Annotated in this window: 20 protein-coding genes and 5 pseudogenes; all 25 read right to left on the bottom strand. The window is 59.4% G+C overall.

Going from position 1 to position 20,847, the window contains the following annotated elements:
- Positions 1 to 336: 336 nt before the first annotated feature.
- Positions 337 to 915: a histidine phosphatase family protein gene (locus PACILC2_RS01500; protein WP_213526998.1), complete on the bottom strand. Its 579-nt coding sequence runs from the start codon at positions 913 to 915 to the stop codon at positions 337 to 339.
- Between the two features lie 51 nt (positions 916 to 966).
- Positions 967 to 1,581: an anti-sigma factor gene (locus PACILC2_RS01495; protein ID WP_213526996.1), complete on the bottom strand. Its 615-nt coding sequence runs from the start codon at positions 1,579 to 1,581 to the stop codon at positions 967 to 969.
- The gene (locus PACILC2_RS01490; RefSeq protein ID WP_213526994.1) at positions 1,578 to 2,171 is read right to left on the bottom strand and encodes an RNA polymerase sigma factor; all 594 of its coding nucleotides are present in this window, start codon (positions 2,169 to 2,171) and stop codon (positions 1,578 to 1,580) included. The genes PACILC2_RS01495 and PACILC2_RS01490 overlap by 4 nt, the downstream gene beginning before the upstream one ends.
- Before the next feature lie 438 nt (positions 2,172 to 2,609).
- Positions 2,610 to 3,700: pseudogene (locus tag PACILC2_RS01485) on the bottom strand (prephenate dehydrogenase).
- A 3-nt stretch (positions 3,701 to 3,703) separates the two neighbouring features.
- On the bottom strand, positions 3,704 to 4,801 hold the full coding sequence (gene hisC, locus PACILC2_RS01480) for a histidinol-phosphate transaminase (protein ID WP_213526992.1): 1,098 nt from the start codon (positions 4,799 to 4,801) through the stop codon (positions 3,704 to 3,706).
- A 158-nt stretch (positions 4,802 to 4,959) separates the two neighbouring features.
- The gene (trpA, locus tag PACILC2_RS01475; RefSeq protein WP_213526990.1) at positions 4,960 to 5,766 is read right to left on the bottom strand and encodes a tryptophan synthase subunit alpha; all 807 of its coding nucleotides are present in this window, start codon (positions 5,764 to 5,766) and stop codon (positions 4,960 to 4,962) included.
- Entirely contained in the window at positions 5,753 to 6,958 is a 1,206-nt protein-coding gene (trpB, locus tag PACILC2_RS01470) for a tryptophan synthase subunit beta (protein WP_062492767.1), read from the bottom strand. Before trpB ends, trpA begins: the two co-directional genes overlap by 14 nt.
- Positions 6,955 to 7,317 carry a phosphoribosylanthranilate isomerase gene (locus tag PACILC2_RS28315; protein WP_307860281.1) on the bottom strand — a complete coding sequence of 121 codons (363 nt, stop codon included), beginning with the start codon at positions 7,315 to 7,317 and terminating at the stop codon, positions 6,955 to 6,957. The genes trpB and PACILC2_RS28315 overlap by 4 nt, the downstream gene beginning before the upstream one ends.
- Entirely contained in the window at positions 7,314 to 7,622 is a 309-nt protein-coding gene (gene trpF, locus PACILC2_RS28310) for a phosphoribosylanthranilate isomerase (protein ID WP_307860280.1), read from the bottom strand. The genes PACILC2_RS28315 and trpF overlap by 4 nt, the downstream gene beginning before the upstream one ends.
- Complete coding sequence (locus tag PACILC2_RS29100; RefSeq protein ID WP_372447014.1) at positions 7,619 to 7,933, bottom strand: indole-3-glycerol phosphate synthase TrpC; 315 nt, start codon at positions 7,931 to 7,933, stop codon at positions 7,619 to 7,621. Before PACILC2_RS29100 ends, trpF begins: the two co-directional genes overlap by 4 nt.
- Before the next feature lie 82 nt (positions 7,934 to 8,015).
- Positions 8,016 to 8,413 (bottom strand): annotated as a pseudogene (locus PACILC2_RS29095) (indole-3-glycerol phosphate synthase TrpC); the annotation flags it as partial.
- Positions 8,403 to 9,443 (bottom strand): anthranilate phosphoribosyltransferase, encoded by a 1,041-nt coding sequence (gene trpD, locus PACILC2_RS01455; protein ID WP_213526988.1) that lies wholly within the window; start codon positions 9,441 to 9,443, stop codon positions 8,403 to 8,405. The gene trpD and the pseudogene PACILC2_RS29095, both read right to left, overlap by 11 nt.
- 5 nt (positions 9,444 to 9,448) lie before the next feature.
- Positions 9,449 to 11,020: an anthranilate synthase component I gene (trpE, locus tag PACILC2_RS01450; RefSeq protein WP_213526986.1), complete on the bottom strand. Its 1,572-nt coding sequence runs from the start codon at positions 11,018 to 11,020 to the stop codon at positions 9,449 to 9,451.
- A gap of 418 nt (positions 11,021 to 11,438) precedes the next feature.
- Complete coding sequence (gene aroH, locus PACILC2_RS01445) at positions 11,439 to 11,807, bottom strand: chorismate mutase (protein WP_213526984.1); 369 nt, start codon at positions 11,805 to 11,807, stop codon at positions 11,439 to 11,441.
- A pseudogene (gene aroB / locus PACILC2_RS01440) lies at positions 11,804 to 12,906 on the bottom strand (3-dehydroquinate synthase). Before aroB ends, aroH begins: the two are co-directional and overlap by 4 nt.
- A gap of 1 nt (position 12,907) precedes the next feature.
- Positions 12,908 to 14,077 (bottom strand): chorismate synthase, encoded by a 1,170-nt coding sequence (gene aroC, locus PACILC2_RS01435; protein ID WP_280515250.1) that lies wholly within the window; start codon positions 14,075 to 14,077, stop codon positions 12,908 to 12,910.
- Positions 14,078 to 14,382: 305 nt separating this feature from the next.
- Positions 14,383 to 14,550: a hypothetical protein gene (locus PACILC2_RS01430; RefSeq protein WP_160327793.1), complete on the bottom strand. Its 168-nt coding sequence runs from the start codon at positions 14,548 to 14,550 to the stop codon at positions 14,383 to 14,385.
- A gap of 59 nt (positions 14,551 to 14,609) precedes the next feature.
- Positions 14,610 to 15,392: a CheR family methyltransferase gene (locus tag PACILC2_RS01425; RefSeq protein WP_213526982.1), complete on the bottom strand. Its 783-nt coding sequence runs from the start codon at positions 15,390 to 15,392 to the stop codon at positions 14,610 to 14,612.
- A gap of 33 nt (positions 15,393 to 15,425) precedes the next feature.
- A pseudogene (gene ndk / locus PACILC2_RS01420) lies at positions 15,426 to 15,868 on the bottom strand (nucleoside-diphosphate kinase).
- 31 nt (positions 15,869 to 15,899) lie between these two features.
- On the bottom strand, positions 15,900 to 16,874 hold the full coding sequence (gene hepT / locus PACILC2_RS01415; protein WP_213526980.1) for a heptaprenyl diphosphate synthase component II: 975 nt from the start codon (positions 16,872 to 16,874) through the stop codon (positions 15,900 to 15,902).
- Positions 16,871 to 17,731 (bottom strand): menaquinone biosynthesis protein, encoded by an 861-nt coding sequence (locus PACILC2_RS01410; protein WP_213526978.1) that lies wholly within the window; start codon positions 17,729 to 17,731, stop codon positions 16,871 to 16,873. Before PACILC2_RS01410 ends, hepT begins: the two co-directional genes overlap by 4 nt.
- A pseudogene (locus tag PACILC2_RS01405) lies at positions 17,721 to 18,326 on the bottom strand (UbiX family flavin prenyltransferase); the annotation flags it as partial. The pseudogene PACILC2_RS01405 and the gene PACILC2_RS01410, both read right to left, overlap by 11 nt.
- Positions 18,327 to 18,348: 22 nt before the next feature.
- Entirely contained in the window at positions 18,349 to 19,197 is an 849-nt protein-coding gene (locus PACILC2_RS01400; protein ID WP_213526976.1) for a UbiA-like polyprenyltransferase, read from the bottom strand.
- A gap of 25 nt (positions 19,198 to 19,222) precedes the next feature.
- Positions 19,223 to 19,939 carry a demethylmenaquinone methyltransferase gene (locus PACILC2_RS01395; RefSeq protein ID WP_062492755.1) on the bottom strand — a complete coding sequence of 239 codons (717 nt, stop codon included), beginning with the start codon at positions 19,937 to 19,939 and terminating at the stop codon, positions 19,223 to 19,225.
- A 10-nt stretch (positions 19,940 to 19,949) separates the two neighbouring features.
- Positions 19,950 to 20,819 carry a heptaprenyl diphosphate synthase component 1 gene (locus tag PACILC2_RS01390; RefSeq protein ID WP_062492754.1) on the bottom strand — a complete coding sequence of 290 codons (870 nt, stop codon included), beginning with the start codon at positions 20,817 to 20,819 and terminating at the stop codon, positions 19,950 to 19,952.
- Positions 20,820 to 20,847 lie beyond the last annotated feature (28 nt).

Genomic DNA, 20,847 nt, shown 5'->3' with positions numbered 1-20,847 from the left:
TTTTGCCCCCGACAGATGTCTTTGGCTCAAATTACTGCGAAAGTGCAGGATTTTTTGATCACTTCCGCCTTACACGCCGCTTGGAGGCCAAAAATACTGTATTATCGCAGAAATTTGAGCGTTCCGGCTTTTAATACCGGAAAAAAACTGCACTTTTGCAATATTGGTTTTGATCCGGGTAAACTTATCCAATATCCCCTCGCACACCTCGCTGACAAATGAGCCCTGGGGTTCAGCAACATTCAGGAACGAATTCAATTGTATTACTGGCCTTCTTATGGTCTGCAGATAGAAAATGAATCTGAACATGTGAGACAGCCACCGACGGCGATGCCGTCAGCTTTCCAGATGCCTGGTGCAATTGTGCAAGTGCGAATGCCATTTGCCGTCCTGATATTCGAGAATCGAATAAGACATGTTCCCGATATGGCGAATCTCAAGGTCCCCGTTCATGACGGCCATCATTTGAGCCAGAAAACTCCCGTGCGTGACGACGAGCAGCTTGCCGTCGGGCATGCGGCGCCTCCAGTCCGCCAGAAAGGCGGAAGCCCGCTCGCGCACCTCGCCGTCGCTTTCCTGGCCCAAATCGGCCGAGCGCCAGTCAGCCCCCCAACGGGCAAGCCGCTCCGCTTCCGTCGTCCCTTCGGCGTCTCCGAAGCGCCGCTCGTTCAGCCTAGGATCGCTCGCCGGCGCGGGAAGGCGAAGCCTCTGCGCGATAATGCGCGCCGTTTCCACGGCGCGTTGCAGCGTGCTCGCCACGACCGCCTCCCACTTCCATTCGTCCTGCGCGAGCCGTTCGGCCAGCGCGCGCGCTTGCGCGACTCCTGCCGCATTCAACGGAATATCCGTTTGTCCCTGTATTTTGCCCAGGGCATTCCAGTCCGTTTGACCGTGCCTGACCAAACCGATGAACACTTCGATGACGTTCCCCTTTCCATAACCGCCGCGCAATCTTCTGGCCTGGAGTCAGCGCCGGGTGCGCGAAAGCCAGCCGAGCAAAAGCAGTGAAATGACGATTCCGAGCACGAGCAGCGCAATCCAGTACGTATACTCCGGCACTTCCGGCTCCATCTTGAGCACGATCGGGTCGCTCACGCTGGCTACCGGAATTTCGGAGTAGAACTTGGCGCTGATTACGCCGATTCCGTCCGCAGACGCATTCGCGGTTTCAAGCAGACCGGTTACTTGCTGAACCTGTCCGTTATCCGCGGTGTGCAAATCCGCGAACGCCAGGAAGAGCAGGCCGCATGCGAACAGCGCCGTCACACAGGCGACGATCGCCGCGGTGCGGCGCCGCACCTTGCGGGTGAACGTATAGCTTTTCTGCTGAACGGGCCTAAGCCATGCCTGCTCGCTGTAGATGCGCGCCATCACTGCGTTCCCGACATGCTCTCCCGGTCCGTCCGGAACATCGTCTTCCCCGAGACTGCGAATGGTCAACATACTTTCTTCCCACAGCCGAAATTGTTCGGCGCAATCCGGACAACCGGCAATATGGGCATCGGCCATGAGACGTTCGGGGGCGTCATTCGGCAAATCCCAATAAAAGGCTAGCGTCTTCTGGACATCCTGGCACTTCATCGCGTCTTCATCCCTTCATGTTCATCCAGCGGCGCATTGACGACATACGGCTCAAGCTGCGATCTGACGCTTACACGGGCCCGAAACAGAAGCGATTTGACGGAGCTGACCGTCTGCCCCAAAATGGCGGCGATTTCCTGATAATCCATCTGCTCGTATTCGCGCAGAATAAGAGCCGTTCGCTGCTTCTCCGGCAAATTATTAATAGCGGCCCTCACCATGGAAGCCCTCTCGCTTCGGAGCAGCGACTGCTCCGGAACGTACTCGGGCGGCGCCGCAGGCGAAAGGCCGGCTTCATCGAGAGATAATGTTCCGTTTTTCTGCTTGCGCAGTTCGCTGAGCACAGTATTTCGGGCAATGGTGTACAGCCACGTCGAGAAAGACGCATCCAATTCGCGAAACGATCGAAGGCTCCGGTACGCCTTGTAGAACGTCTCTGCGCAAAGGTCTTCCGCCATCATTTCAAGATGGGAACTTTTAAGCATCCGATAGATAAAGACGAATATTTTGCGCTGGTACCGTTTCATCAGTTCCGCAAACAGCTGCACGTTGCCGTCCTTTATTTCCCGTACGATCTGGGAATCCAACATAAACAGGCGAACCTCCTCACCTGCGCGGTCTTCCCAATCCGGTTATACCATCCTTTTACCGGCCGGGAAGCGAAAAGTTGCGGTGATCATCAAAAATGAAGAAAGATTAATGAACGTTCGGACTGGAAACGCGAACGGCCAGCCATTATTTTACATAACGGGGCGTCTCATGGTATTGTATCATACAGTGCGGCCTAAAGGTTAAAATGAGATGATTCTTAGAATAGAAAAAAAAACCACCCCGAAGGGTGGCCGCACAACGTGCGATAATTTGGATAGGAGTGGAGAGAAACCATACTGTACCTCTATTATATGTATCCGTTTTCATCTTGTCAATAAGCGTTTTCATTTTTTCTGCCTGAAGCCGGCAAACCTGCTTCCCCTGCATGCCCCGCCGGCATGCGGGGGAAACAGGTACCGGTTCCGGGGTTGCCGCCGTCAATAACGGGCCGTGTAGCCAAGCTCCTTCAGCGACGCGATCGCGTGATCGAGATCCTCCTGCGTCCGGAACGACAGCCGGAGCACGCCGGGAACCTCTTCCCTGCTTTCGATAATTTGCAAATTGCTCAGATTGATATGCCGGTTGCCCAGTTCCGTGGCAATGCGGCCGATAATGCCCGGATGATCCGGGACGTCGATATAACACTCGTAGATGGAATGGATCATGCCTTTGCGCCGTTCCGGCAACCGGCTGCGAAACTCGCCCGACATGCGGAACGCTTCTTCGATGCCCGCCGCGTCCGCCTGTTCCAGCATACGGATGAACCGGCCGGTCTCTTCGTTCCAGTCCCGCATCAGCCGCAGCAGCACTTCCCGGTTATGGATCAGAATGTCCCGCCACAGCGCCGGATCGCTCGAGGCAATGCGCGTAATGTCCCGGAAGCCTCCCGCCGCCAGCAGTTCGTACAAGCCGTTCTGCTCGTTGTAGCGCCGGATCTGGTTGACGAGCGCAACCGCGATAATATGCGGCAGATGGCTGATCGCCCCGACGATCTCGTCATGCTTCTCCGCATCGACGGTGACGATATGGGCCCGGGTATGCTTGAGCAGGTCCGTCAGCCGGGTCAGCGCTTCGGGCGGCGTCGACGGCTCCGGCGTCAATACGTAGAAGGCGTTCTCGAACAAAATCGAGGTCGCCGCCTCCACTCCCGTCCGTTCGGAACCGGCCATCGGATGGCCGCCGATAAAGACGGCATTGCGGTTCCCGAGCTTTCTCGCGCAGGCCGCGATCGACGCCTTCGTGCTGCCGACGTCGCTAATGATGCATCCGGGCTTCAAGTCGAATCCGGCGATCTGTTCGAGGTATGATTCAAGCTCCCCTACCGGCACGCATAAAAAGATAAAGTCCGCTTGCTCGGCCGCTTCCCGCATCGACGTCGTCGCCTCGTCCACAACGCCGCGGCTGACATATTTTCGACAGAGGAACGGCGAACGGAATGGCCGACAACTTTCATGCCGGGCTTGCCCTTGAAGCATAAAGCGAGCGAACCGCCGATCAGTCCTACGCCGAAAATGGTAACGGTCGTCATCGGTTATCCGAGCACTGCAGCAGCCTGCAGCACTTCCTCCAGCGCTTTGATAAATTTCTCGTTCTGTTCCCTGCTGCCCACCGTAATCCGGATATGATGCGGATAGTGCGTCCACCGGGCGCGCGCGATGATGCCTTTGCGCAGCAACGCTTCGAACACTTGCTGAGACGGGAGCTTCACGTCGACCATCACAAAATTGCCGTACGGCGGGAAATAAGACAAGCCCATCCGGTCGAATTCGCCGCACAGATAAGCGAGGCCTTCGGCATTGCGTTCCCGGCAGCTCCGTACGAACGCCTGGTCGGCGATCGCCGCCGCGGCCGCCGCCTGCCCCATCCGCGTCGTATTGAACGGCTCGCGGACCTGATTCACCGAACGGATCACATCGGAATGACCGATCGCGTAACCGACGCGCAGCGCTGCCAATCCGTATATTTTGGAAAAGGTGCGAAGCAGCACAAGGTTCCGGTACTCCTTCAGCATGGCCAGGCTGTCCGGATATTCCGGGGCGTTTATATACTCGCAGTAAGCTTCGTCCAGCACGACCAGGACGCTTGCCGGAACGCGCTTCATGAAGCTGTCCAATTCCTCGCCTGTCACGATCGTGCCGGTCGGATTGTTCGGATTGCAGATCCAGATAATTTTGGTGCGCGGCGTCACCTTTGCCAGCATCGCTTCCAGATCGTGCTTTCCATCCTTGAGCGGCACCTCGATTACGCGGGCGTTCTCGATCTCGGAATTGTGCTTGTATTGCGGGAACGTTTCGTCCGCCATGATCGTCTCGTCCCCCGGAACGAGATACGCACGGGCGATCATCAGAATGACTTCGTCCGAACCTGCGCCGAAAATAAGCTGATCGCGCTCCACCCCGAGATGGCCGGCAACCGCGGCGGCCAGCTTCTGGCTCGCGCCGTCCGGATAAATGCTCGCATTGGCGATTTCCTCCATCATCGCCGCTTTCGCTTGCTCGGAACAGCCAAACGGATTTTCATTGGAAGCCAGCTTGATGACCTCCGTAAGCCCCAATTCCCGCTTGACGTCGTCTACCGGTTTGCCGGGCTGGTAAACGGGCAAGTGGACGATATTCTGTTTCGGTTGCATCGATGCTTCACCCCATAAGTTGACTAAAATCATCTTACATGAAGTCCATTGTCTCATATCTTTTCTTCATTTTAAAGTGCTTTCGCGCAAAAGAAAGCGGCCTCTTCCGAATAAGCCGGAAGAGGCCCGCTGCCGATGCGCCGGTTAGCCGCAAGCGATCAACCTTTCAACTCCCTGATAAATTCGCCGATGCGGGCGAGTCCCTGCTCGCGTTCCGCTTCGCTCGTAAGCTGCGGAATCGCCTCCTCGATCTGCCGAACGAGAGCGCTGCCGATGACAACGCCGTCGCACCATGCGCTGAAGCGCTCCACCTGCTCCCGGGTCGAGATGCCGAAGCCGATGGCGATCGGAACATTGGCGGCTTGCTTGACGCTTGCCAGAAATTGATCGATATCGCGATGAAAGTCCGAACGGACGCCGGTTACGCCAAGCGACGAGACGCAGTAGACGAAGCCGCGGGCATTCCCCGCGATGCGGGCGATCCGTTCGTTGGAAGTCGGCGCGACGAGCGGGATCAGATGGACGCCGGCCGCTTCCGCCCGGCTTCTGACTTCCCCGTCCTCTTCGATCGGCAAATCCGGGATGATCAGCCCGCTGATGTCCTTCGCCTTCACTTCTTCGAAAAACCGGTCGAGTCCGAATTGCAATACCGGATTGTAATAGGAGAATAAAATAAAGGGCAGTTCCACTCCGGCGCTGCGGGCGTCCGCCGCAGCCTGCATGCAGTGGGCGAGCGTGATGCGATGCTTGAGCGCCCGTTCCGAAGCGCGCTGGATGACCGGACCGTCGGCCAGCGGATCGGAATACGGAACGCCGAGCTCCACGATGTCGGCCCCCGCTTTCTCCAGCGTTTTAATAATTTCGATCGTGGTGCGAAGGTCCGGATCGCCGACGGTCAGAAACGGGATGAGCGCCGTTCCGCCTTTTTCTTTCAAGCGCGCGAATGCGGCGTCAATGCGATTCATGGCCGTTCCCTCCCAAATACCCCATAATGGATTCCACATCTTTATCGCCGCGTCCGGACAAGTTGACGACGATAATGCGGTCGGCGCCGAGCGTCGGGGCCAGCTTCATCGTATGCGCTATGGCATGGGCCGATTCGAGCGCCGGTATGATGCCTTCCGTACGCGACAGCAGCTGCAGCGCCTCAAGCGCTTCCGCATCGGTTGCCGGCACGTACTCGGCCCGGCCCGAATCTTTCAGGTACGCGTGCTCCGGTCCGATGCCCGGATAGTCGAGCCCGGCGGAAATCGAATGGGCCGGCAGCACCTGGCCGAATTCATCCTGCAGGACGTAGCTGAGCGAGCCCTGAAAGACGCCGGGGCGGCCTTTGGTCATCGTCGCCGCATGCTCCTGCGTATCGACGCCTTTGCCGGCGGCTTCGACACCGATCAGCCGCACGCTCTCGTCGCCGATGAACGGATAAAAAATGCCGATCGCATTGCTTCCGCCGCCGACAGCCGCCACGACGAAGTCGGGCAGCCGTCCTGCTTCGGCGAGTATCTGCTCGCGCGCTTCATCGCCGATAATGCGCTGAAAATCGCGCACGATCATCGGATACGGATGCGGACCGGTCGCCGAGCCGAGAATATAGTACGTATCGTCGACATGGCTGACCCAGTAGCGCAGCGTTTCGTTGCAGGCGTCCTTCAGCGTCCGCGTTCCCGACAATACCGGGACGACCTCGGCTCCGAGCAGCCGCATCCGGAACACGTTGAGCTGCTGGCGTTTCATATCCTCTTCGCCCATAAACACTTTGCACTCCAGACCGAGCAGGGCGGCCACGGTGGCGGAGGCTACCCCGTGCTGCCCGGCCCCGGTTTCGGCAATGACCTTCGTCTTGCCCATACGCTTGGCCAGAACGGCCTGCCCGATCGTGTTGTTGATTTTATGCGCGCCGGTATGGTTCAAATCTTCCCGCTTCAAATAAATTTTGGCTCCGCCCAGATGCCGGGTCAGCCTTTCCGCATAATAGAGCGATGTCGGCCGTCCGGAATATTTTTGCAGCAGGTACCGGACCTCTTCTTTAAATGCAGGATCATTCGCATAATGGTGATACGCTTCTTCCAATTCAAGCAGTGCGTTCATCAGCGTTTCCGGCACGAAACGCCCGCCGAATCGGCCGAATCGGCCGTTTTCGTCCGGCACACGGTTCATCGACCCGTCACCCTTTCCACAAATTGTCTGATTTTTGCAAGGTCCTTGCGGCCGTCGGTCTCGACGCCGCTGGAAACGTCGACGCCGTCCGGCGCATAATCCCGCATCAGCTCGCCGACATTGTCCGGATGGAGGCCTCCGGCGGCGAACAGCGGAACGCCGATCGCCTTCGCGGCCTTATGATACAAGCGGAGCAGCCGCCAATCGAACGGGCGGCCGGTACCGCCGCCCGCCGTATCGGCAAGCAGCGCGTCCACCGTCCCTTCGTACGGCTGCAGGCGGGTCGCCGCCGATCTTTCCGTCTCGTCCCCGGCGGCGGCGAATGCCTTCCATACGCCGACGGCCAGCTCTTCCTTCACGGCGCGGCAGAACGCCGGCGTTCCCCGCCGTGCAGCTGCACAATATCGAGCGGCGCATGCCGCAGCACCGCCCGCAGCTCGTCCATCGACGGGTCGACGAACACGCCGACCGTTTTCGGCGGCAACCCGCCGCGCGCCCCGATCATCCGCGCGGCCGCGATCAGCTCCGCCGCCGTCTCCGCGTCAACCCGCCTTTTGCTCGGGGCGAACACGAGTCCGATATGGGTGACCGGCATGCCGTCCAATCCGCGGACGGTTGCGGCGTCTTTCAGCCCGCATATTTTGATCGCGGCCGGCCCGTTCATGCCGCATCCACCGGACCCATCAGTTCCGCAACCGCCTCTCCGACATCCGGCTGCCGCATAAAATGCTCTCCGATCAGCACGCCCTGCGCGCCAAGCCCGCGCAAGTAGCTTATATCATCCCGCGAGGAAATTCCGCTTTCGCTAATGACGGCAATCCCTTCCGGCACGAGCGATATTAACCGCTCCGTCGTGCGCAGATCGGTTGCAAACGTGCGCAAATCGCGATTGTTGATCCCGATCAGCGTCGCCTTGCCGAGCTCCAGCACGGTCTCGAGCTCGCGCCGGTCGTGCACCTCGACGAGGACGTCCATGCCGAGCGCCCGGGCCCGGTCGCAGTGCGGACAGCTCCGACTTGCTCAGAATGGCGGCGATGAGCAGGATAGCATCGGCTCCGATGAGGCGAGCCTCGTCAATCTGCCGCTCATCAATTGTAAAATCTTTGCGCAAAGGGGCAACCCGACCGATTGCCTGACCGCGCTCAAATAATCGTCCGACCCCTGGAAATATTCGCGGTCCGTCAATACGGATATGCAGTCCGCGCCCGCCGCCTCATACGCTTTCGCCAGCTTGACGGGATCAAAATCTTCGCGGATCAATCCTTTCGAAGGAGACGCCTTCTTCACCTCGGCGATAAGTCCTACCGGACGTTTCCGGCCCGACGTCAAAGCCCGCTCGAATCCGCGGCAGGGCGGCAGGCTTGCGATCCTCCGCTCCCATTCCGCAGCGTCATACCGGCTTGCCAGCGCTTCGACTTCCTTCTTCTTCGTGGCTACAATGCGATCAAGAAACATGCGCGACCTCTCCCGTCGTTTCAATCAGTTGCTGAAGCTTGGCGGACGCCAGCCCCGAATCGATCACTTCCTTCGCCCGTTCCACGCCTTCCCGCAGCGTGTCTGCGGCATCGCCCACATAGATGCAGGCTCCCGCATTGGCCAGCACGATGTCGCGGTAGGCGCCTTTCTGCTCGCCGGCAAATACCGAGCGGATGATGGCGGCGTTGACCGCCGCATCCCCGCCCAGCACTTCGCCGAGCGGATAGGTTCGAAGCCCCAATTGTTCCGGCGTCAGATCGTACGTCCGCAACTGCCCGTCCCGCAGCTCGGAAATTTGGGTCGGCGCGGAAATGCTGATTTCGTCCAGACCGTCATGGCTGCTGACGACCATCGCCCGCTTCAGCCCAAGCTCCCGCAGCACGCCGGCCACCGTCTCCGTGCGCGAGCGGTCGTACAGGCCGAGCAGCTGACGGTCGGCGCCGGCCGGGTTGGTCAGCGGACCGAGCATGTTGAAGATCGTCCGTACGCCGAGTTCTTTCCGCGGCCCGGCGGCATGCTTGAGCGCCGGATGATAGAGCTGCGCGAACATGAAGCAGATGCCGATTTCGTCCAGGCAGCGGGCAGCCTGTTCGGCGCTGAGCGCGATGTTGACGCCGAGCGCCTCCAGCACGTCGGCGCTGCCCGCTTTGCCGCTCATCGCGCGGTTGCCGTGCTTCGCCACCCGCACGCCGGCCGCCGCGGCGATAATCGCCGAAGCCGTCGAAATATTGAACTTGTGAATGCCGGAGCCGCCCGTCCCGCATGTGTCGAGCAACCCTTCGCGCTCGGTCGCCACCCGGTTCGACTTGCTGCGCATCACTTCGGCGAAGCCGGCGATTTCATCTACCGTTTCGCCTTTCATTCTGAGCGCCGTCACAATACCGGCAATCTGCGCGGAAGTCGCTTTGCCGCTCATTATAATTTCCATCACTTCGCGGGCTTCTTCGCGTGTTAGGTCGGTTCCGCTCATCATCGTCGCCAGCGCCCGCTGCATCGTCATCTTCTCCATATCGTTCAGCCTCTCCCTTCCCGCACATAAATATCGTAATCCGAATTAATGTCCGATACGGCTTCCGTCCGCGACCGCGCCGCGCCTCCGAACATCGCTTCCGCCGCGCGGATCGCTTTCAGCATGCCTTTCGCCTTGTTGACCGTTTCCGTATATTCGTTTTCCGGAACGGAATCCCATACGATGCCGGCTCCGGCCTGCACGTAGGCTTTTCCGTTCTTGAAAATGATCGTCCGGATCGTGATGCAGGTATCGAGCGTGCCGCCGAAGCCGAGATAGCCGATCGCGCCGGCATAGGCGCCCCGCGCTTCGTTCTCCAGCTCCGCAATAATTTCCATCGCCCGCAATTTCGGCGCGCCCGATACGGTGCCGGCCGGCAAGCACGAGATGAACGCGTCGAAAAAATCGCGGTCTTCCCGCAGCTTGCCGGACACGTTCGAGACGATGTGCATAACATGCGAATACCGCTCGATTTCCATATAGGCGTCGCAGCGGACCGTTCCGAACTCCGCTACCCGCCCGATATCGTTGCGTGCGAGATCGACGAGCATCAGATGCTCCGCCCGTTCCTTCTCGTCCGCCAGAAGCTCCCGCTCCAGCGCCGCATCCTCCTCCGGCGTGGCGCCGCGCGGCCGCGTTCCGGCGATCGGCCTCGTCTCGACCCGGTCACCGTTCACCTTGACGAGCGCTTCCGGAGACGTGCCGACGATCGTCTCCCCGCCAAGCTTGAGCACGTACATATAAGGCGACGGATTCATCGTCCGCAGCACGCGGTAGACGTCAAGAGGATCGGCCTCGGTTTCCACGCTGAAACGCTGCGAGAGCACCACCTGAAAGATGTCGCCGGCGCGGATGTACGCCTTCGCTTGTTCCACATTGGCGATAAACTGCTCGCGCGTGACGTTGGACTGCACATCGCCAAGCTCGGGGTCCTCGGGCATTTTGCCCGCCGGCACGGGCTGCTCGGCCGGCTGCCGCAGCCGCTCGATCGTCGCCTCAATGCGCCGCAACGTCTCGCCGTAGGCGTCGGCGATTTGCGAATCCGACGCTCCCTCGGCAATATGAACGTTCCCGATCACATGGATTTGCTGCTTGAAATGGTCGAAGGCGATTACCTGATCGCAGAACATAAACAGCAAATCGTCCATCTGCAGGTCGTCGAGGCGATGCGCCGGCAGCTTCTCGTAATATCGCAGCAGATCGTAGCCGAAGAAGCCGATCGCGCCGCCGGTAAACGGCGGCAGCTCCGGAAGCGCGGGGCTCCGGTAAGCGCGCAATCGCGCTTTGAGCAGCTCGATGGGCCGTTCTTTTACGATTTCTTCCGTTCCGTCTTTGGCCCTTAGCTTCATGATGCCGTTTTTCCCGCTGATCATCAGAAACGGGTCCGTGCCGATAAACGAATAACGTGCCCATTTTGCCCCGCCTTCCACACTTTCCAGAAGAAAAGCGTACTCCTCCCGGTAGGCGTGCAGAAACAGCCGAATCGGCGTTTCCGTATCCGCCATCAGCGTCCGCGACACCGGTATCAAATTGTATCGGTCCGCCATCCGGATGACGTTCTGCAATTCGTTGCGCATCGGAACCCACTCCTCGATCGAAAATAAAAAAGCGCTCCTGCCGAAGCAGAAACGCTTTGATTACGATGATGAAATCATATTCAGAGAGGATAAAACGAACAGGCCATCGCAACAAGGTCCGCATGCGCAAGCTGCACCGCCGGCTCTGGCCGGCATCGTCCCGCGCTTATCTCTCGCGCCCTCATCCATGTCCGTTCGTATCGTCTTGTCTCCACTCGTCTCATCTCGTCTCATTGCGGCTTGCTTCGCTCAGCTCTGCTCTAACGCGCATCTGAAATCGCGCGTCTCATTCATGCATAATGCTTACAAACACCACTATACCGCAACGCCGCCATAACCGTCAACCCTTGAATCCGGCATTTTCACGGCGCCGTTCTCCCGACGGCATCCAATCCGCACCGGGTTCTCCCTTCCGTTCCTATGCTTTCGACAAATCGGGACGAAGCGCCCGGGCGCCGCCCAAATATACATGACGAATCTGATCCTGTCTTTTGTCGGTATTGACCAGCACCATGAGCCGGATGCACTTCTCAAGGCTGCCTTTGACCGGCACTTCCAGCGCGCACATAAGCGGCACAAGCTCCCAGCCGGCCATCTGGCGAATCGCCCGGGCCGGAAACGCGGAATCGAGGTCGTCGGTCACCGTAATGAAGACGCATCCTATATCTTCGGGCGATATGCCGTTTTCGGCCACGATTCGTTCGACCAGTTCGGCTGTCGCGTCCAAAATCGGGCGTTCCTCGTTCGCTTCCACCGTTATCGCGCCGCGAATCCCTCTTACATTCATAGACGATCGGCCTCCCGTTTCAATTCGTCCACGATTTCCCGGACCATGGCGGCTGACACGTTCGGGTTCAGCTCGACTTTGCCGACAGCCGTCGGGACGACGAACAGCATCGTTCCTTCGGTGAATTTCTTGTCATGCATCATCGCTTTCATGATCGCGTCCGTATCGTAATGGGACGGAATGGCGGTCGGCAAGCCGGCGGCAACAAGCAGCCGTTTCGTGACCTCGTACACCTCTTGCGGGGCGCCCAGGCGCACGCCAAGCCTGGCCGCGCCGACCATGCCGATGGCGATCGCTTCGCCGTGCAGCAGCTCCCCGTACCCCGCGACGGCCTCGAGCGCATGCCCGATCGTATGGCCGAGATTCAGAATGGCGCGCAGATCGTTCTCCCGCTCGTCGCGCGACACGACTTCGGCTTTAATGCCGCAGCCTTTGTACAGGGCGTAGCCGAGCGCATCGCGATCGAGGGAAAGCAGCTCGCGGATATGCTCCTCGCACCAGGAGACGAATTCCGCGTCCCAGATCAGACCTTCCTTGATGACTTCGGCCAGGCCTGCGCGCACCTCGCGCGGCGGGAGCGTTTTCAGCGTATCCAGATCGTACAGTACCAGCTCCGGCTGATGGAAAGCGCCGATGACGTTTTTGGCCAGCGGATGGTTGACCGCCACTTTGCCGCCCACGCTGCTGTCGTGCGCCAAAATCGTCGTCGGCATCTGGACGAACTTGATGCCGCGCATATAGGCCGCCGCCGCGAATCCGGCCAAATCCCCGACAACGCCCCCTCCGAGCGCCACGATCGCCGACTTGCGGTCCAGGCCCGCTTCAAGCGCGGCCGTCAGCAGCTTCTCGAACATCGCCAGCGACTTCGAGCTCTCCCCGCCGGGGACGACGACGCTTGTCGTCGCGTACCCTGCGTCCGCCAGCTGCCGCTCGAGCGGCGCCAGATAAAGCGGGGCGACCCGGTCGTCGGTGACGATCATAAGCGGGGATTTCGTGCCGATGCCGCGTTTTTCAAAAATGAGGAGGCCTCTTTCAGGAGACCTTCTCCGATATAAATAGGATAAGAGCGTTCGCCGAGTTCAACCGTCAGTTCGCGCATACTAATATCTCTCCACTTGAGCCAAATAATTATCGTAATTGGCGCGAATTTCCTCCATCGAATCGCCGCCGAATTTTTCCATAAACGCCTTGGCCACTTCCCAGGCCACGACATGCTCCATGACGACGCTGGCTGCCGGCACCGCGCATGCATCCGAACGCTCGACCTGTGCCGTGAACGGCTCTTTCGTATCGATGTCGACGCTGCGCAGCGGCTTGTAGAGCGTCGGAATCGGCTTCATGACGCCGCGCACCACGATCGGCATGCCATTGGTCATCCCGCCCTCGAAGCCGCCGAGCCGGTTCGTCGCGCGGTAAAACCCGCGCCCCTGATCGTACATGATCTCGTCATGCACTTGCGAGCCGCGAAGCGCGCCCGCTTCGAAGCCGATGCCGATCTCGCAGCCTTTGAACGCATTGATCGACACGACCGCCTGCGCGATTCGGCCGTCCAGCTTGCGGTCCCATTGCACATGGCTGCCGAGTCCGACCGGTACGCCTTCGACAATGCATTCCACGACGCCGCCGATCGAATCGCCGTCCGCCTTCGTCTGGTCGATCAGCTCCATCATCTGCCGCTCCGTCTCCTTGTCCACGACGCGAACCGGCGATTCCTCCGTCAGCCGGGCCAGCTCGTCAGCCGACAGATTGTTCGGGGGAGCTACGACGCTGCCGATGCGAATGACCTGCCCGGCCACCTTGATGCCGAATGCCGCGAGCAGCTGCCGGGCAACGGCGCCTACCGCGACGCGCGCCGCCGTCTCCCTTGCACTGGAGCGCTCCAGAACGTTGCGCAAATCTTTCAAATTGTATTTCAGCCCGCCGTTCAGGTCGGCATGGCCCGGACGGGGCCGGTGCACGCGCCGCTTCGCCTCTTCGCCGCCCTCGATCGGCTCGATATTCATGACCGATGTCCAATGCTTCCAGTCGTTGTTCTCCACGACGATCGCCACCGGCGCGCCGGTCGTCCGTCCGTGGCGCACGCCGCCGACAATTTTCGCCGTATCCTTCTCGATCTGCATCCGGCGGCCGCGGCCATGTCCTTTCTGCCGCCGCTGCAGCTGAAAATTCAACTCCTCGAAATCAAGCTGCAAATTGCTCGGCAGCCCTTCGATAATCGCGGTCAATTGGGGACCGTGCGTTTCTCCCGCAGTCAAATATCGCAAACTCAAATTCGGTTCCTCCTTCAATTCCGGCAAGCGTAAACAGCTTCGCCGGTCCGGTCGCCTGACGAAGCTGTCGTTTCGCCAATCAACCGTCCCATTCGTTGGCGATTCCGCCCCAAAACATCTTTGCTCATTATAGTATAGCCCGCATCTTTTGACAAGAAAAGCCGGGCCCTGCAAGGCCCGGCCGGCGTCTGGCGAGCGCTTCCGCCGCATCCGCGGCATGACGGGAAACAATCGGCCGAAAGACGGCAAAAAAGCCGTCCGGAAACGACGGTTTCGGCGGACGGCCATTTTGAAATTCCGGGGCTTCAGCCGCCGGCGGGACGGCGCAGACGGCGGGCAGGCGGCTCCGCAAGCTGCGGATCGTCGACCAGCCTGGCGATCGTTCCGCTGTCGAGCCCAAGAATCTGCGCGCATTCCTGGACGCTGATGATGCCTCTCCGATATGCCGAAATAACTTTTCGTTTGTCCATCATCCAACCTCCACAGGTTTCGGCTAGTACCTAGTATAGGAGAAGTTGGAAAACGATATACATCAGGCGCGCAGACGCCGGTAAAAGAACGTGTCGGCCGTCTCCAGCCCGTATTGGCCGGGGCCGAAAATCTGCTCCGTGCTGCCGACGAACAGCAACCCTCCCGGACGGAGCGCTTCGGCAAATTTGCGGTATAGTAGATTTTTCGCTTCATCGGTAAAGTAGATCATGACATTGCGGCAGACGATCAGATCGTAGGGCCCTCCGAACCGGTCCTCCAGCAAATTGTGACGCCGGAACGTTACCGCCCGCTTTAGCGCGTCGTCAACAACATAACATCCGGACTCCTTCCGGAAATAGCGCTGCAGGCAGTCCTGCGGCACTTCCCGCACCGACCGCTCGTGATAGACGCCGCGCTCCGCCTTCTCCAGCGCTCCGGCATCCAGATCGGTGGCCAGAATCGTCGCCCGGCCGAGCGCCCCGAGCTCGGACAACAGCATCGCGAGCGTATACGGCTCTTCGCCGGTCGAGCAGGCGGCGCTCCATATGCTTACGTTTCCGCGCTGCGCCAGCATTTCCGGCAAAAACCGCTGCCGCAGCGTCTCCCAACGGCCCGGATTGCGCCAAAATTCCGATACGTTGATCGTCATCCGGTCCAGAAACTCGCCCATCAGCGCCTTGTCTTTCTGCATCGCTTCCCAGAAAGCCTCAAAGCTGCCGTAGCCGTGCTTCATGCGAAGCGTCGTCAGCCTGCGCTTCATCTGCGTTTCCTTGTACAGCGACAGATCGATAGCCGTCCGTTCCTTGACCCGCTGCACAAACCATGCGAAATCCCGGTCTTCCAATCCGATCCCCCGTTTCCCCGCTCCCCGCCGGCCTCAGATCCAGCGCTGAATCGTATGCTCGTAGCTTACCAGCTCGTCTTCGCGGAAGAAAATCGCAATTTCGCGTTCCGCGTTTTCGGGAGAGTCGGAGCCGTGTATCAGATTGAAATTCGTATGTACGGCATAGTCGGAGCGTATCGTGCCCGGCAGCGCCTCCAGCGCGTCGGTCTTGCCGATGATCGCGCGGCAGAGGGCGATCGCCTGATCGCCTTCCCATACCATGGCGAACGACGGGCCCGACGTAATGAAGTCGAGCAGCGGCTCGTAGAACGGCTTGCCTTTATGCTCGGCATAGTGACGAACCGCCATTTCCCGTGTCACTTGCAAAATTTTGCGGCAACGAGCTTCAGCCCTTTCTTCTCGAAACGGGACACGATTTCACCGATCAGTCCGCGCTGCACGCCGTCCGGTTTGATCATCAGAAACGTTTTCTCCATACGTTTGAACACCTGCCTGAACCCTAATATTTTAGTAATTTCGCTTGCCGATGAAATGCGCGATTTCGATCAGGTCCCGCTTGGCGGGAATGTCGGGCAACCGCTCGAGGGCGGCCAGCGATTTGGCGATATAGCGGTCGGCCATCTCCTCGGCCGCCGCAATTCCCCGGCTTGCCCGGATCAGCCTGATCGCCTCGTCCGTCCCGTCGGTGCCGTCGCTTTCGCGGATGCGCGCGATCGCCTGCAGCAGCTTGTCCCGGACAGCCTCTTCCCGCAGCGCCAACAGCACGGGAAGCGTCATATTGCCCTGACGGATATCGGAACCGGGCGGTTTCCCGAGCTGCTTCTCCGTGCCGCACAAATCCAGCACGTCGTCGCGTATTTGAAACGCCATGCCGACATTGTAGCCGAAACGGTACAACCGGTTCGCGGTAACGCGGTCCGCGTTCGCGGCCACAGCGCCAAGCTGGCAGCTCGTCGCAATGAGAAGCGCCGTCTTGCGCCGGATGCGCAGCAAGTATTGGCGCACGGACTGCTCCGTATTGAAGAAATCCCGAATCTGCTCCATTTCGCCGATGCACATCTCGACCATAGCTTTGGACAAGATCTGGTGGATATGCGGATTGGGCAATTCGGTGACGATCGTCAGCGCCTTGGCGTAAATATAGTCGCCGGTATACATGGCGATCCGATTGTCCCACTTGGACTTCACCGTCATCTGCCCGCGCCGCGTTTCGGCGTCGTCAATGACATCGTCGTGCACGAGCGACGCCATGTGGATCAGCTCCAGCGGCACCGCCACCCGCTCCAGCACGTCGAGCCGGTAATCGCCGAACTTGCCCGACAGCAATACGAATACAGGGCGGATGCGCTTGCCTCCCGCCTTCAACAGATGCAGCGACGTTTCGCTCATCAGGGCGTGGTCGGAGGTGACGCTCTTCTCCAGCTGCTGTTCGATCCGATTCAGATCGCCCTTCATCTTTGCGTACAAATCCAATAGTTTCATTCGTTCACCTGTAGAGCAGATTGTTCTGAAAAGAACTCCATATGCACGTCGCGCTCCAGCAAGCCGAGCTGTCTCGCCAGCCGGAAATACAGCGCAAGGCCTTGCTGCTGCATCGGGCCGAAATCGTAACGAAGCTCGGTGAAATATCGCGCCCAATAGCCCGGTTCGCCGCCGATCGTGCGGCACGCGTGATCGATCAGCGCCTGCGGATTGCCGAGGCTAAGCCTTTTGCTCTCGCGCATCGCCTGCAGCAGGCTGGCGATCGCCTGCGGCCAGCGGGCGGCCGCTTCCTTGCGGACGGCGACGACCGCATAAGTCATCCCGAGTCCCGTCCAGCGATGCCATAATTCCCCCAGATCGAGCACGTGCAGCTTGCCTGCGGACCAGGACGCCCTGATCGCCGGGTCGCCGATCAGAAGCGCCGCGTCGGCGTTTTCCAGCATCGAATCGAGATCCGGCTCCGCCCGTTCGTACTGCGGCTGACCTTCGGCATATTTCGCCATAATGATTTTTAACAGATTGACGGAAGTCGCCGAGGCTGTCGTCAAGGCGATCCGGCCGTTCTTCACCTGCTCAAGCGGCCGCTTCATGAACAGCAGAATGGAATTGACGCGGCCTACGGAACTGACCGACAAATCGGGGAGCAGCAAATAATCTTCGCTGTTTTGCGCATAGGCGAACGAGGATATGGCCGAAATATCGGTCTCTCCCTCCCGCAGCGCCCGGTTCAGCTCGGCCGGCACACGCGAGACGATACGGACGCCGGCTTCGCCCGCATATCCGTCCAGGTGGTGAAAGAGCGGCCAGGCATTGGCATAATCGATTCGTCCAAGCGTCAGCGGACTTTCACGCCCCATTCGGCTCATCTCCCCATCTTCTGTACAATTCATGCCCGATCCCCATTCCGTCCAGCACTTTGCCGACGAGAAAATCGACCATATCCCCGATCGTCTCCGGCCGGTAATAGAATGCGGGCATCGCGGGTACGATACGGACGCCGAGTCTGGCCAGCTTCAGCATATTTTCCAGATGCACCGCATGAAGCGGCGTCTCCCGCGGCACAAGCAGCAGCTTCCGGCCTTCCTTCATCATGACATCGGCGGCCCGGCTCATCAGATCGTCGGATATGCCGTGCGCGATCGAAGCGAGCGTGCCCATCGAACAAGGGATGATGACCATCCCGTCCGTCAAGTAAGAACCGCTGGCGATACTCGCGCCGATATCGGCGTTCGGATGAAGGATGAGCCGCTTCTCCTTCATCGGCAGCGCAAATCGCTCCTCGAGCGCCTCCTGACGGCGAACCGTCTGCCAGTCCAGCTCCTCCTTCAGCACGCGCCAGCCGGCCTCGGTGACGACGAGATGGACTTCCGCTTCGGCGCGCAGCAATTCCTCGATAAGCCGAACCGCATAGATCGAGCCGCTCGCGCCGGTTATGCCGACGACCCAGCGCTGCGGGCGGCGGCCGCCTGATTCGTCATGCCCATCGGCTCAGCACCACCAGATCGAACAGCGTAAAGGCAAACAGCACGATGCTGAGCGTTCCGTTCATTGTGAAGAACGCCGTCTGCACCCTGCTCATGTCGCTTGGCTTCACGAGCCAATGCTCGTACATCAAAATGCACGCGGCCGCCACCGTTCCGACAAGATAGCCCCAGCTCAAATCCGTCATCCAGAACAGAGCCAGAAAGCCGGCCGCCGTCACGATATGGAAAGCCCGCGCGATGCGCAGCGCGCCCTCGACGCCGAAACGGGCGGGAATCGAGTGCAGCCCTTCCTTGCGGTCGAATTCGTAATCCTGACAAGCGTAAATGATATCGAATCCGGCAATCCACATAACCACTGACAAGTATAGCAACCATGCCGTCAAACTGAAAGATCCCGTTACGGCGACCCAGCCGCCGAGCGGAGCGAGCCCGATCGTCAAGCCGAGAACGACATGGCAAAGCCACGTAAACCGTTTCGTGTACGAATAGATCACCAGCATAAAGACCGCGATCGGCATCAGTTGCACACAGATCGGATCGAGCCGGTAAGAGGCGTAAAACAACAGCACGAAAGAGATGACGATGAAGAGCAGCACTTCGCCCGAACGGATCAGGCCTGCGGGCAGCGCACGGTTTTCCGTCCGCGGGTTCCGTTTGTCAATCGCGCGGTCGATAAGGCGGTTCAGCCCCATCGCGGCCGTCCGCGCGCCGAACATCGCCAGCAAAATCCAGCCGATTTCCGCCCACGACGGCAAGCGGCCTTCCGTTTCGACAGCGCCGAGCAGAGCGCCGATGAAAGCGAAAGGCAGCGCGAATATCGTATGTTCGAACTTTATCATTTCCAAAAAATGCGAACTTTGCGAATCATCCTTTTGTCCCCTTTATCCCGATATGCAGTGCGGCAATGCCGCCCGTCAGCGGATACGCCTGCACCCGCTCGAGGCCGATCTCCCGAAATATATCGGCGAGCCGGTTCATGTCGGGGAATTCCTTGAGCGAATCCGGCAGCCATTTGTACTGCTCGTACCGCTTGGCCACCAGCTTGCCGATCAGCGGCAGCAGCCGTTCGAAATAAAAATAATAGACCGACTTGAACGGCTGCCATTCGGGCTTGGACAATTCGAGGCAGACGACCTGTCCCCCCGGCTTCACGACGCGCTTCATTTCGCGCAAAACCTTTACAAGATCGGGCACGTTGCGCAATCCGAAGCCGATCGTCGCATAATCGAACGAATCGTCTGCGAACGGCAAGTCCATCGCATTGCCCCGGACCAGCTCGATCCGGTCCGCCAGACCCGCCTTGCGGATCTTGTCCGCCCCGATGTCCAGCATGTTCTGGCTGAAATCGAGGCCGACGATGCGTCCGTCGCCGCTGGCCCGGCATAAAGCAAGCGTCCAGTCGCATGTGCCGCAGCACAGATCGAGCGCCGATTGGCCCGGCTGCACGTTCATCTTCTTCATCGTAAACTTCCGCCACGCTTTGTGCCGGCGGAAGCTGAGCAGATCGTTCATTTTGTCATATTGCGGCGCAATGCTTTCGAATACGGCATGTACATGCCGTTCCTTCGTCTTGCCATCCATCTTCTTCGGGTCACCTCATCTCGTTGAACGCCGGCACGGACGCCGACAACCGCCGCAGAAACGATTCGCATATCAGGCACAGCTCGCGGACGAGCCGGTCCGATTCGAGCTTTGCGGCAATTTCCCGCAGCTGTTCGACCGAATGGCGCAGCAGGGCGGCGAGCTGATTGCGGATATCGTATTTCCGGATCAGCGAAGCCGCAAATCCCGGCTCGACCGGCTGGGCGGCCAAAAGCCGCTTCTCTTCCTCCGTCCCCTCCTGCATGACATGCCAATACGCCCAGCTGCCTTTAAAGCCTGCGGGCTGATCGCTTCTCAGCCATTCGTCGAGCACGACTTCGCAGCGGCTGAGTCCGGCGAGCAGCTCCAGCCAATACTTCGAATATCTTTCTTCGATCAGCCCCGCGAAGACGCGAAACAGCTCGGCCTTGAGCTCCGCGCTGCAGGCCAAATATTCCTCCGCCGTGACGCGCACTTGCTTCATCCGAACATACAAATTCATCTTCAGCCGGTTGATTTGGCAGATCGCGCCGCTCAGCCGGCGGATCATATCGACCTGCCCGGCTTGCGACAGCAGCTGGTAAAAGCGGCTGCTGAAGTAATCGCCGGCCAGAACTTTCAGCTGTCTCGCCCTCATCGATTTCTCCGGCCGGACGCCGGCCTCCGTATCGATCGTATCGTGCGTGTCCAGGCCGAGCTGCACAAGGGAAACGACAAGCGAATAGAGCTCGCTGAACATGGAAACGCTCGTATTCTGATTCAAAAAAGCGAAGAGCAGCCGGATGCGGGAGTCCGGGAAAGCCGGCAGCTCGGTATAGGTCCGGATCATGTCGTGCTCCACATATTTTCTGGCCATTTCCGGTATGCGGTATTCATTCATCGGGTAAGCCTCCGAACGTAAACGGCAG

The organism is Paenibacillus cisolokensis, assembly GCF_018403665.1.
GTDB lineage: Bacteria > Bacillota > Bacilli > Paenibacillales > Paenibacillaceae > Paenibacillus_AH > Paenibacillus_AH cisolokensis.
Note: the sequence above shows the minus strand (reverse complement) of the source record. Positions and strands in the feature narration are given on the sequence as shown.

Coding starts and splice junctions, on each gene's coding strand:
- trpE (WP_213526986.1), bottom strand. CDS start 11,020: ATGCGCAACGAATTGCAGAACGTCATCCGGATGGCGGACCGATACAAT.
- trpA (WP_213526990.1), bottom strand. CDS start 5,766: ATGAATCGCATTGACGCCGCATTCGCGCGCTTGAAAGAAAAAGGCGGA.
- PACILC2_RS01495 (WP_213526996.1), bottom strand. CDS start 1,581: ATGAAGTGCCAGGATGTCCAGAAGACGCTAGCCTTTTATTGGGATTTG.
- PACILC2_RS01410 (WP_213526978.1), bottom strand. CDS start 17,731: ATGGGGCGTGAAAGTCCGCTGACGCTTGGACGAATCGATTATGCCAAT.
- PACILC2_RS29100 (WP_372447014.1), bottom strand. CDS start 7,933: ATGGACGTCCTCGTCGAGGTGCACGACCGGCGCGAGCTCGAGACCGTG.
- trpD (WP_213526988.1), bottom strand. CDS start 9,443: ATGGAGAAGATGACGATGCAGCGGGCGCTGGCGACGATGATGAGCGGA.
- PACILC2_RS01390 (WP_062492754.1), bottom strand. CDS start 20,819: ATGAATGAATACCGCATACCGGAAATGGCCAGAAAATATGTGGAGCAC.
- PACILC2_RS01430 (WP_160327793.1), bottom strand. CDS start 14,550: ATGATGGACAAACGAAAAGTTATTTCGGCATATCGGAGAGGCATCATC.
- hepT (WP_213526980.1), bottom strand. CDS start 16,874: ATGAAACTATTGGATTTGTACGCAAAGATGAAGGGCGATCTGAATCGG.
- trpB (WP_062492767.1), bottom strand. CDS start 6,958: ATGAACCGTGTGCCGGACGAAAACGGCCGATTCGGCCGATTCGGCGGG.
- trpF (WP_307860280.1), bottom strand. CDS start 7,622: ATGAACGGGCCGGCCGCGATCAAAATATGCGGGCTGAAAGACGCCGCA.
- PACILC2_RS01395 (WP_062492755.1), bottom strand. CDS start 19,939: ATGGATGGCAAGACGAAGGAACGGCATGTACATGCCGTATTCGAAAGC.
- hisC (WP_213526992.1), bottom strand. CDS start 4,801: ATGCAACCGAAACAGAATATCGTCCACTTGCCCGTTTACCAGCCCGGC.
- aroH (WP_213526984.1), bottom strand. CDS start 11,807: ATGAATGTAAGAGGGATTCGCGGCGCGATAACGGTGGAAGCGAACGAG.
- PACILC2_RS01490 (WP_213526994.1), bottom strand. CDS start 2,171: ATGTTGGATTCCCAGATCGTACGGGAAATAAAGGACGGCAACGTGCAG.
- PACILC2_RS01400 (WP_213526976.1), bottom strand. CDS start 19,197: ATGATAAAGTTCGAACATACGATATTCGCGCTGCCTTTCGCTTTCATC.